Below are 13,315 nucleotides of genomic sequence, written 5' to 3' on the forward strand. Positions count from 1 at the left end.
TGTGCCGAGTGAAAAATCAGCACTCGGGCGCGCTTGTGCGTGGCCGGCGTGCGCGTTTGTTGGCAAACATGGCTTCATCGGCGTGCCGGGTGAGCGCATCGGCGGTGCGGCCGTCGGCCGGGTAGTGCGCCACGCCCAGGCTGCTGCCCACCGCCACGGCCGTGCCGCTGGCGAGCGTGATGGGCTGGCTCAGCGCCTCCAGCAGGCGGCCGAGCACCACGCCGGCCTCGGCGGGCGCGGTGGGCGGCGACAGCAGCACGACGAACTCGTCGCCGCCCAGGCGGCTCACCGTGTCGGTGGCGCGCAGGCCGGCCTGCAGGCGCGCGGCGACGGCCTTCAGCACCTCGTCGCCGGCGTCGTGGCCTTGCGTGTCGTTGATCTGCTTGAAGCCGTCCAGGTCCAGGAAGGCCAGCGCGAACACCTGGCCGCCGCGCTCCGCCAGATGCAGGGCCTGCCGCAGCCGGTCGGCCAGCAGCAGGCGGTTGGGCAGGCCGGTCAGCGCGTCGTGCAGCGCGGCATGCTCCATGCGGGCCTCGTGCGCCTTGCTCTGCGTGATGTCCACCATCATCCACAGCGTCTCGTCGCCGCTGCCGGGCAGCTGCACGCCGTACAAGTCCACCCAGATCAGCGAGCCGTCCTTGCGCCGCATCTGCAGCTGGGTGCGAAAGCGCCGGCCCGCGCTCAGCTGCGGGTAGGCCTGTGCGCCGAGCGCGTCGTAAGACGCGTCGTCGGCGTAGAGCTGGCGAGCCGGCGCGTGCAGCAGTTCGCCGTCGGCATAGCCGAACATGCGCTCCAGCGCCGGGTTGCGCCAGACCGTGCGGCGGTGGCGCAGCTTCGCGATGCCCACCAGGTCGCTCTCCAGCATGGCCTCCTGGTCCAGCGTCAGCTGCTGCAGGCGCTGGCGGATCAGGTGGGTCTCCGTGATGTCGAACATCACCGAGCGGCTGCGCACGAACTCGCCGTCCGGGCCGTAGACCGCGGTGGCCGACAGGCTGACGCGGCGCCGCTGACCGTCGCGGCCGATCAGGTTGAGCTCCAGGTCGGAGACGCGGCCTTCCTGCATGAAGCGTGGGAAGACGCGCGCGAACGCGGCGCGGCCTTCGTCGTCCAGGAAGTCGGCGGAGCTGGCCCGGCCGATGAGCTCCTCGGCGGTCGCGCCCAGCCACTTCTGTCCGAGCGCATTGATCTGCAGGAAGCGGCCGTCCCGGTCCAGCGCGTAGTAGGCGCACGGGGCGTTGTCGTAGAGGTCTTGCAGGCTTTGTCGCGCTTCGTCGGCCTGGGCCTGCAAGGCCTTGCGGGCGGTGATGTCGGACTCGATGTGCAGGAAGCCGCTCAGCTCGCCGGCGTCGTTGAACAGCGGCTGCATCTCCACCTCTGCCCAGTAATCCCGGCCGTCCTTGGTACGCTTCTCCAGCTCTGCCTCGCAGCCCAGGCCCACGCTTATTGCCTCCTGCATGCCGTGCCAGGTGTCGGCATCGGTGCGCTCGGAGTGCAGCAGCGCGTGCGGCCGCTGGCCGAGGGCCTCGTCGGTGCCGTAGCCGGTCACCCGCGTGAAGCCCTCGTTCACCCAGACGATGCGCTGCTGCGCGTCGGTGATGATGACCGCGTTGGTCGTGCGGCTGGCCACCATGGCGAGCCGGGCAAGGTCGGCTGTCATGCCGCGTGCCAGGTGCTCGGCCCGCATGCGTCCGGCCGCCAGCAGCCAGACGGTGACCGCCAGCAGCAGGCTCAGCAGTGCGCCCCCGATCTGGATGCCGAGGCCCGACAGCCCGATCAGCCGGCGCGCCGCGTCGTCCCTGAGCGCCGCCTGCAGCTCGAAGGGCCGGCCGGCAATGTCGAACCGGCGCGTGTCAACCATCGGCGCGTTCGCCAGCGAGTGGTCGTTCATCTCGCTCATGGGCAGCATGGCGCCGGCACGGGCCGCCAGCAGCGGCAGGAACTCGCCGTCGACCTGGCGCACCGACAGCTTCAGGTCCAGCAGCAGCGCGGCTTGGCTGGCCACGCCCTCCAGCAGCTCGCTGGCCACCAGCGGGGCGTACAGCAGCCCCAGCAGCGCGGCACGTCGCTTCTCGGGCGTGCCAGGGTCGTAGCCTTGCGCGTAGACGGGCACCAGCAGCACGAAGCCTGAGCCTTTGAGCGGGGCCTGGACCAACGGCAGCGGGCCCGACAGCGTGACGGCGCCGCTGTCGATGGCCTGCTCGATGGCCTGGCGGCGCACCGGGTTGGCGCCGGAGTCCAGGCCCCAGGCCGCGAGGTTGTTGGAGCGCGGCGCGATCTGCGTGACGACGTAGAGCACGGGGTCATCGGGGCGGGAGCCATGCACGCGGAAGTCCACGCCGTCATCGCGCCGCTGCGCAGCCACGAAGGCGTCCAGGTGCTGGCGCTCCACGCGTTCGATGAAGCCGAAGCCGCGCACGCCGGGGAACTCGCGGGCCAGCTCGCGCGACGCGACATAGGCCGTGAAGGCGCTGCGGCTGAGCTTGCCATCCACCGCGGCCATCGCGGCGCGCGCCCCCTTGAGGCCGTAGACCGGCGTGGACAGGCGCTTGACGAGATCGGCCTCCAGCCGCTCGATCTGGTATTGCTGCAGGCCCTGGGCCTCGGTGCGCGCACGCACCTGCTGCCAGATGGCGGCGGCGGCCGTAAGCGCGAGGCCCACCGACAGCACGATGGCCGACGCCACCCACGCTGTCGTGCTGACCCTGTCCGGACCGGTATAGCCGTCTCCGATGCGCAAGCCGCCGTCTCCTGTCGCTTGGGTGCTGCCATTGAAGCACGGCCGCTGGCGGGCGTCAGCAGGGGCCGCGCGAACGTTCAGTCAGGGCAGCGCGCGCAGCACCTCGGCCTGGGCGCGGATGCGCGCGCGCTCGGCCTCGTTCACGCGCGCCAGGCCGCGCACCTGCAGCGCCAGCCGCGGGTGGTCTGCGAAGCGGGCCTCGTGACGCAGCAAAAAGTCCCAGTACAGCGTCGTGAACGGGCAGGCCCGCTCGCCCACGCGCTCATCCGGCCGGTAGCGGCAGCGATCGCACAGCGGGCTCTGGCGCGCGATGTACTTGCCGCTGGCGATGTAGGGCTTGCTGGCCATCAGGCCGCCGTCGGCGTACTGGCTCATGCCCAGCGTGTTGGGCAGCTCCACCCACTCCACCGCGTCCACGTAGACGCTGAGATACCAGCCGTGCAGCTGCCGGGGCTCGACGCCGTACAGCAGCGCGAACAGCCCGGTCACCATCAGGCGCTGGATGTGGTGGGCGTAGCCGTGATCCAGCGTCTGTTGTATGGCGTCACGCAGGCAGGCCATGTCGGTGTCGCCGTTCCAGTACCAGGCGGGCAGGTCGCGCCGGGCGTCCAGCGCGTTGGCGTTGGCATAGCCGGGCATGCGGGTCCAGTAGATGCCGCGCACGTACTCGCGCCAGCCCAGGATCTGGCGGACGAAGCCCTCGCCACTGGCGACAGGCACGCGGCCCGCGCGCACCTCGCGCTCGGCCGCGGCCACCACCTCCTGCGGCGTCAGCAGCTTGAGATTGAGCGCGGCGGACAGCTGCGCGTGGTACAGCCAGGGCTCGCCGGGCCAGATGGCGTCCTGGTAGGGGCCGAACAGCGGCAGCCGCTCGGTGACGAAGGCGTCGAGCGCCTGCAAGGCCTGGGCGCGCGTCAGCGGCCAGGCGAAGCTGTCCAGACGGCCGGGGTGGCTGGCAAAGCGCTCGCGCACGAGCGCGATGACCTCGCGGGTGATGGCGTCGGGCTCGAAGCGCGGCGGCTGCGGCATGTCGAAGCCGGGACCTTGCGCGCCGAAGGCCTCGCGGTTCTCGGCGTCGTAATTCCAGGCGCCGCCCAGCGGCTGGCCGCCGTCCATCAGGATGCCGAAGCGCTGGCGCTGCTCGCGGTAGAAGTACTCCATCCGCAGGCCATGGCGGCCGCGCGCGTGGGCGGCGAAGTCGGACGGCGTGGTGAAGAAGTGGTGGTCCTCGCGCAGGTCCAGCTGCAGGCCGGCGTCGGCGGCCACCGCCTGCAGCGCCTGCAGCACGCGCCAGTCGCCGGGGCGGGTCAGCACCAGGCGCTGCGGCCGCAGCGCGGCGATGTCGATGCTCAGTTGCGCGGCGAGGCTTTCGCGCGTGCCCGGGTCGTCCAGCCGGCGGTAGTGCAGCGGGCGGCCGGCGTCGCGCAGCGCCTGCGCGAAATGTCGCATGCCGGCCAGAAAGATCGCGATGCGCGGCTGGCTGCTCCACACATGCGTGGACTCCTCGGCCACCTCGGCCATCCAGACGGCGTCCCGCGCAGCGTCGAAGCCGTCGAAGGCGGACGAGGCCAGGTCCAGCTGGTCGCCCAGCACCAGCACCAGGTCACGCATGGGCGCTGCCCTTGTCGCGGCGGCAGCGCTCGCTGCAGTACTTCACCTCGGCCCAGTTCTTGGTCCAGGCCTTGCGCCAGCTCATGGGCCGGCCGCAGGCCAGGCAGGGCTTGCTGGGCAGTCTGGCCTTGTTGCCTCGGTGGCCTTTTTCTTCGCGCATGGGCGCGCAGCATAGGCAGGCCGGCAAGGCCCCGCGGCCTGCTCGGCTTCCGCCGGGTCAGAGCTCGGCCACGCCCTTCACGCGCACCGGCATCGCCACCGGCTGCGCGGCGACCTCCACGGCGCGGCCGTGGAAGCGGTCCAGCAGGGCTGCCCACTGCTGCCTCACCGCGACGACGTTGGCATGCTTCACATGGCCGTAGCCACGGATCTTCTCGGGCAGCCGGGCCAGTTCGACGGCAGTGTTCAGGTTGTCGGCGGTCAGCGAGGCCAGGATCTCGTCGATCAGCGCTTCGTAGTCGACGATCAACTGGCGCTCCATGCGGCGCTCGGCGGTCTTGCCGAAGAGGTCTATCGCCGTGCCGCGCAAGCGCTTGAACCTCGCCAGCCATTTGAAGGCCGTGAAGGTCCACGAACCCAGCTCGATCTTCTTCGCGCGGCGGTCGGCGCCGGGCCTGGAGATCAGCGGCGGGGCGAGATGGAAGCTCAAGGACTGCCAGTTCTCGAACTGGTCCTTCATGGCGGCCATGAAGCGGCCGTCGGTGTAGAGGCGCGCCACTTCGTACTCGTCCTTGATGGCCAGCAGCTTGGCGTGGTAGCGGGCCACGGCCTGCGTCAGGCGCTGGCCTTTGCCGAGCTTCGTCTCGGCCGCGCGCACGCGCTCCACGAGCCCGCGGTAGCGCTGTGCGTAGGCGGCGTCCTGGTAGTCGGTCAGGAACTGCGCGCGACGCTCGATCAGGCCGTCTGCACCGTCGAGCTGATCGAAGTTGAACAGCTTCACGACATTGACATCGCCGGCCAGCCGGGCGACGGCGTCGGGTGCTGCGATCGCGAGCCGGCCCAGCGCGAAGGCAGTCTTGTTGGCGTCTACGGCCACGCCGTTCAGCTCGATGGCGCGCATCAGCGCCCCCTCGCTGACGGGCACGAGCCCACGCTGCCAGCAGGCGCCCAGCATGACGATGTTGCTGGGCAGCGTGTCGCCCATCAGGCGCTGGGCGATGTCCTGCGCATCGATGCGGTCCAGCAGCGCGTCATTGCCGACAGCGTGGCGCATCTTGTCCAGCAGCGACGGCGCCTGCAGCGAGGCGTCGGGGTTGCGCACAAAGCCGGCCGTGGGCAGCTCGTGCGTGTTGGCGAGGATGACGGTGCGGCCCGCCTTGACGGTGCCCAAGGCGTCGGGCGACGCGCCCACCACCATGTCGCAGGCCAGCAGCACGTCGGCCTGCTGGGTGTCGATGCGCACCTGGTTGAGCAGGTCGGGCGTGGGCGCCACGCGCACGAAGCTCAGCACCGCGCCGCCTTTTTGTGCAAAGCCCATGAAGTCCAGCACCGAGGCCTGCTTGCCTTCCAGGTGGGCGGCCATCGTGACCAGCGCGCCGACCGTCACGACGCCGGTGCCGCCGACGCCGGTGACCAGCATGTCGAACGGGCCGGTCCAATCCCAGGCGACGGGCGGCTGGATGGCGGCGAGCTCGCGGGCCAGGTCTTGCGGCGTGTAGGCCGCGCCGGCCTTCTTCTTGAGCACCGGCTCGTGCACCGACACGAAGCTGGGGCAGAAGCCGTTGACGCAGGAGAAGTCCTTGTTGCAGCTGCTCTGCTCGATGGCGCGCTTGCGGCCCCAGTCGGTCTCGACCGGCACCACGCTCAGGCAGTTGCTGGCCACGCCGCAGTCGCCGCAGCCTTCGCAGACGGCCTCGTTGATGAAGATGCGTTTCGGTGGGTCCGCAAACTCGCCCTTCTTGCGACGACGGCGCTTCTCGGCGGCGCAGGTCTGGTCGTAGATCAGCACCGTGACACCTTCGATGTCGCGCAGCTCGCGCTGCACGGCGTCCAGTTCGCTGCGGTCGTGGAAGGTCGTACCTGCCGGAAACAGGGCGTGGTGGCCGTCGTACTTGCCAATCTCGTCGGACACGACCACCAGCCGCTTCACGCCTTCGGCCTCCACCTGCCGCGCGATCTGCGGCACGCTGGTCTGGCCGTCCACCGGCTGGCCGCCGGTCATGGCCACCGCGTCGTTGTAGAGGATCTTGTAGGTGATATTGGCCTTGGCCGCGATGGCCTGCCGGATGGCCAGATAGCCCGAGTGGTAGTAGGTGCCGTCGCCCAGGTTCTGGAAGACGTGCTTCTCCTTCGTGAAGCGGCTGTGGGCGGCCCAGTCCACGCCCTCGGCGCCCATCTGGATCAGGCCCGAGGTGCCGCGCTCCATCCAGCTGGCCATGAAGTGGCAGCCGATGCCGGCCAGCGCGCGCGAGCCCTCGGGCAGCTTGGTTGACGTGTTGTGCGGGCAGCCCGAGCAGAAGTAGGGCTGGCGGCGCACGCCGTCGGCGGCGTTGCTGAGCAGACAAGGTGTCAGGAAGTCCACCACCAAATGGCGACGGTCCAGCGCCGGGTTCAGCCGCGCCAGCCAGTCAGCCACCGTGCCCATGATGCGGCTGGGGCGCAGCTCGCCGAGGGCGCTCAGCACCGGCGAACCGTGTTCATCGGTCTTGCCCACCACGCGCGGGCGCTGGAACTCCGGCAGGTGGTAGAGCAGCTCCTTGATCTGGCGCTCGACGACCGGCCCCTTCTCCTCGATGACGAGCACGTCGGTCAGGTTGCTGCAGAACTCGACGATGCGTGTGGGTTCCAGCGGGAACACCAGACCCACCTTGTAGACGCGCACGCCGGCCGCGGCCAAGGCGTTCGGGTCCAGGTCCAGCCGGCGCAGCACTTCCATGAAGTCGTAGTGCGCCTTGCCGACGGTCACGATGCCCAAGGTGGCGGCCGGGCTGGTGACGATGTGCTTGTCGATGCTGTTGAGCTGGGCGAAGGCGCGCACCGCGTCCAGCTTGTGCGCCAGGCGCGATTCCAGTTCGAGTGAGGGCAGGTCGACGGCGCGGATGTGCAGGTCGGTCGGTGCGACGTGTTCGACCGCGTGCTCGAAGTCCAGCGGCACGGCGTCCAGGTCCACCGTCATGCCGCTCTCGACCACCTCGGAGATCGCCTTGAAGCCCACCCACGCGCCCGAGAAGCGCGACAGCGCCCAGCCGTAGAGGCCGAACTCGAGGTACTCCGCCACATTGGCCGGGTGCACCAGCGGCATGCTCCAGGCCTGCAGCGCCTGGTCGCTCTGGTGCGGCGTGCTGCTGGACACGCAGCCGTGGTCGTCACCCACGACAACCAGCACGCCGCCTTGGCGGCTCGTTCCGTAGACATTGCCGTGCTTGAGCGCGTCGCCCGAGCGGTCCACGCCCGGGCCCTTGCCGTACCACATCGCAAACACGCCATCGACGGTGCGTTGCGGGTCCAGCGCCACGCGCTGCACGCCCAGGCACGCGGTGGCGGCGAGGTCTTCGTTGATGGCGGGCAGGAACTCGATGTGCGCCGCGTCCAGGAACTTCTTAGCCTTCCACAGCTGCTGGTCCACCATGCCCAGCGGCGAGCCGCGGTAGCCGGAAACGAAGCCGGCCGTACTCAGCCCGGCGCGCTCGTCGAGCTTCTTTTGCGCCAGCAGCAGCCTCACCAGCGCCTGCGTGCCGGTCAGGAACACGGCGCCTGCGTCGGCGGCCAGGTTGTCGCTGAGCTGGTAGGGGCGCAGTGGGTTGGTCATCGAAAGCTCCTTGTGGGGGCGGAAATTCTTCCTCTCCTGGCGCGGAGGAAATTGCCTCAATGCCTAGCGATGTCGCGGTCGATGAGATGATTCATCTCAAAAGGTGCCAAACATGGAAATGAATGAACTCGATCGTGCCAGCCTGCAGATCCTCGAGGTGCTGCAGGCCGATGCGCGGCTGTCCACCCAGGCGCTGGCGGAGCGGGTGGGCTTGTCTGCCACGCCGGTGTGGCGGCGCGTGAAGGAGCTGGAGGAGCGCGGCGTCATCCGGGGCCAGGTCGTGCTGGTGGACCGCGAGAAGGTCGGCCTGTCCATCCTGGTGCTGGCCCAGGTGAGCCTGGTGCGGCACAGCGAAGGCGCGGTGGAGCAGTTCGAGCAGTTGGTCGGCACACGGCGCGAGATCATCGAATGCCATGCCATCACCGGCGATTCGGACTACGTCATCAAGGTCGTCGCCGCCGACATGAAGGCCTATGACCAGTTCCTGCAGCAGCACATTTTCAAGGTGCCCGGCGTGGCCAGCGTGCGCAGCAACGTGGTGCTGCGCGAGGTGAAGTACGAGACGGCATTGCCGGTGGCCTGAGCTGTGCCTACAGTTGGGCGGGTAGCCACTCGCGGGATCGCCATGGATACCTTCTTTGCCCAGTTGTCCCACTCCGTTCAACAAGCTCGTACGCTGGAAGATCTGACCCGGCCGCTGCTGGAGATGCTGGAGGCGGTGACGGGCCTGGAATCTACCTACCTGACCACGGTGGACCTGGCGCAGGGGCTGCAGCATGTCATCTACGCCCGCAACTCGCGCGACCTGCAGATCCCTGAAGGCCTGTCCGTGCCCTGGGGCGACACGCTGTGCAAGCGGGCGCTGGACGAGGGCCGGCCGTTCACCGACGACGTCAGCAGCGTGTGGGGCGACTCCGGCGCCGCGCGCGACCTGGGCATACAGACTTACGTCAGCACGCCGGTGCGCACCGACGACGGCCGGTTGTACGGCACGCTGTGCGCGGCCAGCTCGCAGCGCCAGACGTTGAGCGTCGAGGCCCAGCATGTGCTGAGCTTGTTCGCGCGGCTCATCGAACAGCATGTCGCGCGCGAGCGGCTGGTCGGCCAGTTGCAGCAGGCCAACAACGAGCTGCAAACGCAGGCGCTGACCGACGCGCTGACCGGCCTGCCCAACCGCCGCGCGCTGTTGGTGGAGCTGACGCGGCTCACGTCGCTGGCCCAGCGCACGGGCTGCTGGCTGATGGCGGGCGCCATCGATCTGGACGGCTTCAAGCAGATCCACGACGGCCACGGCCCCGCCGCGGGCGACGAGTTCCTGCGCTCCGTGTCGACGCGGTTGCTGGCCGTGCTGCGCAAGGGCGACGTGCTGGCGCGCATGGGCAGCGACGAGCTCCTCGTCGTGGGCCTGGGGCCGCGCCTGGACGACAACTGCGAAGCCGCAGCCGAACAGCTGCGCCAGCGGCTGATGAGCGTCAGCGAGGGGCACTACAGCACGGGTGCTGCCGAGCTGGACTACGGCGGCGCCAGCGTGGGCGTCGTCTGCATGGACCCGCTGCAGGCCAGCGCCGAGGAAACGCTGCGCCGGTCAGACGCCGCGATGTACCGCGTCAAGCTCGAGCGCCGCCACGCATCGCAACACCAGGCCCCCCGTCCGGTCTCGCCTTGCTGAACGCAGGTGTGCCCAGCCGCTCCCCCGAGGGGACGGCGAAGCATGCGGCGTCGAGCCGCACGCACATCGCCCTGGCGGGCCGGCTAGGCGCGGCCCAGCGCTCGGCCCGCGTCGAGGGCGACAGCGTCAGAGTTCGCCGTAGCTGTGCAAGCCCGACAAGAACATGTTGACGCCCAGGAACGCAAACGTGGTGACCAGCAGACCGACCAACGCCCACCAGGCCGACACGGCGCCGCGCAGGCCCTTCATCAGCCGCATGTGCAACCAGGCGGCGTAGTTCAGCCAGACGATGAGCGCCCAGGTTTCCTTGGGGTCCCAGCTCCAGTAGCCGCCCCAGGCCTCGGCAGCCCAGAATGCGCCCAGGATGGTCGCGATGGTGAAGAACGCGAAGCCCAACGCGATGGCCTTGTACATCAGGTCATCGAGCTGCGGCAGGTCCGGCAGGCGGGCGCTCAGACGGCTGCGCAGTGCGACGCAGACGCCCAGGAACACCATCACGCCGGCGATCTTGCCAGCCCAGCCGTCCAGCCCGGTGATGGTCTGCGGCGTCACGTCGGCCAGGAGACGCACAGCCACGATGAGCACGATGATGAAGCCCGGCACGCCCACCAAGCCCACCAGCAGCGCGCGCGTGGTGGCGGTCTTCAGCAGGTAGGCCAGCGCCACCATCGCGGCCAGCGCGAAGCAGCCGTAGCCGACGAAGTTGGCCGGCACGTGGATCTTCATCCACCAGCTCTGCAGCGCCGGCACCAGCGGTTGGATCTCCTGCGCGCCGCGCGCCACCGTGTACCAGAGCAGGAAGGCCACCGCCGCGCTGACCACCAGCATCACGTAGGCGCCCAGCGACTTGGTCGCGAACTTCTCTTCGTAGTACAGGTGGAATAGCGTGGTCATCCAGCAGAACAGCACGAACACTTCGTACAGGTTGCTGACCGGGATGTGGCCGATGTCGGGCGCGATCTGGTGGCTCTCGAACCAGCGCACCATGGTGCCCACCAGCGCCATGAACACGCCGCCCCAGGCCAGCTTGGAGCCCGCGGCCTCGGCCACGCTGTGCCGGCCCGCGCCTGTGAAGAAGCCTCCCCAGTAGAAGAGGTTGCTCATGAAGAACAGCAGGCTCATCCAGAGGATGGCGCTCTGGCTGGACAGCATGTACTTCAGCAGAAAGACCTGCTCGCCAGCCGCCAAGTCGGCGCCGAAGTCATCCATCTGGCGCGTGTACAGCGCGATGGCCAGCAGCACCGCCGCGCCGGTGGCCAGGCTCAGCCAGCGCAGCGGCTTCCAGAACCAGCCCAGCGCGATCAGCGTCGGCAGCGTGAAGCCCAGGATGGCCTGCTCGTAGACGTCCATGGAGGCCTGGTAGCGGCTGAACGCATAGCCGCCGCCGGCCAGCACCAGCAGGGCGAAGGCCCAGTCCATGGCGCCGCGGCGCTGCAGGGCATGGCGGCGCGGCAGGTCGAAGGTGGTGGTGTTCATGACGTTTCCTTCAGTACGGCAGCCTTCAGCTGGGCGAACAGCGTGGCGTTGTCGGGCGACTCGCGGGTGCTGGACATGGCCATGCGTACCTGCGAGCCGGCAGCGTCGGCGGTGGGGGCGATCCACACCCACAGCCGGCGCTCTTTGACGTACAGCATGGCGAAGACGCCGACGATCAGCAAGATGGCACCCAGATAGACCAGCTTCTGACCAGGGGCGCGTGCGACCTGGAACACGCTGGCCTGCAGCTGCTCAAAGCTTTCCAGCTTGAGCAGCATGGGGGCCGGGTAGTAAAGGCTGTCGGACAGCGACAGCACGGCCTGCGTCATGAAGGCCTGCGTGTCGGCATCGACGGCTGCGGGTGCCAGGCCGGCGCGCGAGCGGGCCAGCTGGTGCAGCTCGAACAGGCTGCCGTTGAGGATGCGCAGGAGCACCTCGGACACGCGCGCGCGCTCGGGCTCTGGCACGTCGCGCTCAATGAACTGCGACAGCGCGGGCAGGCCGCCCTTGGCCTCGTCCGCGGGCTGGGCGGCGGCGCCGGAGAAGAGCGTCAGCGCCCGCAGCGCGGTGGTCACCAGCTGCGCCTGCATCTGCGGCTGGCCGTCGGGCGTGGCCGAGCGCGCATAGGCGCGCGCCGCCGCTTCGCGCAGCGCAGGCTGCCCGAGTGCCGCGCGCAGGCGCAGCCAGCCGGCCAGCTCGCCGTTCTCGTCGGCAGGCATGCGCAGGTAGCGGAAGTTCTCTGCCGGCGTCTCGCGCATGCCCGATAGGAAGAACTTGTGGCCGTCCAGCGTCACCGGCAGCATGTAATTGTTGAACTCGCGCGCCTGGCCGGCCGCGTCGCGCAGCTTGTAGCTGAACGATGGACCGACGTTGTGCAGCACCTTCTCGCCGTCGCCCTTGGCGCCGCTGCCCAGGTGCTTGGACAAGGTGTTGCGCAGGTCCACCTTGCGCACGTCGGCGCCGCTGGCGTCGGGCGTGCTCATGTTCTCGACGTTGATGACGCGCAGGCCCTCCAGCTCCAGCGTCTGATCGCCGAACGGCAGCCGCGTGCCGACGCGCCCCTCGAAAGCGCGCGGTTCGCTGCCGTCCAGCGGCAGTGCCGTCAGCGCCAGCTTGCTGCCGCCGTCCTCGAAGCTGCTCTGGTAGATTGCGACGCCTTTGTGGATGGCTGGCTCGTTCACCTTGACGATGGCGCTGCGTGTCGTGCCGCCATCGTGGATGACGATGTCGCTGGCGAAGCTCTTGGGCATGCCGGTCGAGTAGTACTCGACGCTGAACTTCTTCAGCTCGATGTCGAACGGCAGGTCCTGCAGCACCACGCCGCTGGGCAGGCTCAGGATGGCGATGCCCTGGCGTTGTCCTTCGGTGACGGACACGTTGCCGCGAAAGCCCGGGTTGGCGGCGCTGAGCCGGTGCTCGGGCTTGATGTCGGCGACGAAGCCGGAGCCCGTGTACAGCTGCTTGCCCTGCAGCCACATCGTCAGCTTCACCATTGCGTTGCCGTCGAGCACGCCGCCGATGAGGATGAGCACGATGGCCGAGTGCGCGGCCAGGTAGCCGATCTTGTTGGCCGCCCCGCGGCGGGCCGCGATCATGGTGCCGTTGTCGCGCTGCTGGACGCGGGCGCGCCAGCCCAGCGCGGTCAGCGTGGCGCCGATCTCGGCCAGCGCCATTTGCGGGTTGCTGTGCAGCTCGCCGATGGCCTTGTGGTGATGGGCCTGCAGCGACTGTTCGCGCACGCCTTCCTTGTAGTTCTTCAGGTCCGCGACGATCTTGGGCGCGTTGCGCGCAATGCACAGGCTGGTGGACACCACCAGGAACGCCAGGATCACCAGGAACCACGGTGCGCTGTAGACCGTGTACAGGCCCACCCGACCGAACACCTCGGCCCAGAAGGGGCCGAACTGGTTGATGTAGTTGCCCAGTGGCTCACTCTGGCGCAGCACCGTGCCGATGACCGAGGCGATGCAGATGACGCTGAGCAACGCGATCGCGAAGCGCATGGACGCCAGCAGGTCCAACAGTTCTCGGGCGACGGAGGGGCGGGGGGCGGAGGTGGACATCTGGGCATCAA

General features: G+C 69.2%; 8 protein-coding genes. 2 read left to right on the forward strand and 6 right to left on the reverse strand.

Features of this window, described 5'->3' with window-relative positions; translation table 11 throughout:
- Positions 1-16: 16 nt before the first annotated feature.
- The 4 genes from ACG02S_RS23305 to ACG02S_RS23320 form a co-directional block, all read right to left on the reverse strand.
- The gene (locus ACG02S_RS23305) at positions 17-2,737 is read right to left on the reverse strand and encodes a sensor domain-containing diguanylate cyclase (protein WP_394472894.1); all 2,721 of its coding nucleotides are present in this window, start codon (positions 2,735-2,737) and stop codon (positions 17-19) included.
- Between the two features lie 81 nt (positions 2,738-2,818).
- Positions 2,819-4,348 carry a cryptochrome/photolyase family protein gene (locus tag ACG02S_RS23310; protein ID WP_394472895.1) on the reverse strand — a complete coding sequence of 510 codons (1,530 nt, stop codon included), beginning with the start codon at positions 4,346-4,348 and terminating at the stop codon, positions 2,819-2,821.
- Entirely contained in the window at positions 4,341-4,508 is a 168-nt protein-coding gene (locus tag ACG02S_RS23315; protein ID WP_394472896.1) for a DUF2256 domain-containing protein, read from the reverse strand. The genes ACG02S_RS23310 and ACG02S_RS23315 overlap by 8 nt, the downstream gene beginning before the upstream one ends.
- A gap of 57 nt (positions 4,509-4,565) precedes the next feature.
- The gene (locus ACG02S_RS23320) at positions 4,566-8,096 is read right to left on the reverse strand and encodes an indolepyruvate ferredoxin oxidoreductase family protein (RefSeq protein ID WP_394472897.1); all 3,531 of its coding nucleotides are present in this window, start codon (positions 8,094-8,096) and stop codon (positions 4,566-4,568) included.
- A 112-nt stretch (positions 8,097-8,208) separates the two neighbouring features.
- On the opposite strand from ACG02S_RS23320, the gene ACG02S_RS23325 reads away from it, so the two are divergent.
- A complete protein-coding gene (locus ACG02S_RS23325; protein WP_394472898.1) occupies positions 8,209-8,679 on the forward strand; it encodes an Lrp/AsnC family transcriptional regulator in 471 nt (156 codons plus the stop codon).
- A gap of 42 nt (positions 8,680-8,721) precedes the next feature.
- Positions 8,722-9,765, forward strand: a complete 1,044-nt coding sequence (locus tag ACG02S_RS23330; protein WP_394472899.1) for a sensor domain-containing diguanylate cyclase — start codon at positions 8,722-8,724, stop codon at positions 9,763-9,765.
- 126 nt (positions 9,766-9,891) lie between these two features.
- Here ACG02S_RS23330 and ccsB read toward each other — a convergent pair whose 3' ends face one another.
- Both ccsB and ACG02S_RS23340 read right to left on the reverse strand, forming a co-directional pair.
- The gene (gene ccsB / locus ACG02S_RS23335) at positions 9,892-11,241 is read right to left on the reverse strand and encodes a c-type cytochrome biogenesis protein CcsB (RefSeq protein ID WP_394472900.1); all 1,350 of its coding nucleotides are present in this window, start codon (positions 11,239-11,241) and stop codon (positions 9,892-9,894) included.
- Positions 11,238-13,304 carry a cytochrome c biogenesis protein ResB gene (locus tag ACG02S_RS23340; protein WP_394472901.1) on the reverse strand — a complete coding sequence of 689 codons (2,067 nt, stop codon included), beginning with the start codon at positions 13,302-13,304 and terminating at the stop codon, positions 11,238-11,240. Before ACG02S_RS23340 ends, ccsB begins: the two co-directional genes overlap by 4 nt.
- Positions 13,305-13,315: the final 11 nt, after the last annotated feature.

The sequence above is a fragment of the Pelomonas dachongensis genome, assembly GCF_043555865.1.
GTDB classification, from domain to species: Bacteria; Pseudomonadota; Gammaproteobacteria; order Burkholderiales; family Burkholderiaceae_C; genus Pelomonas; species Pelomonas dachongensis.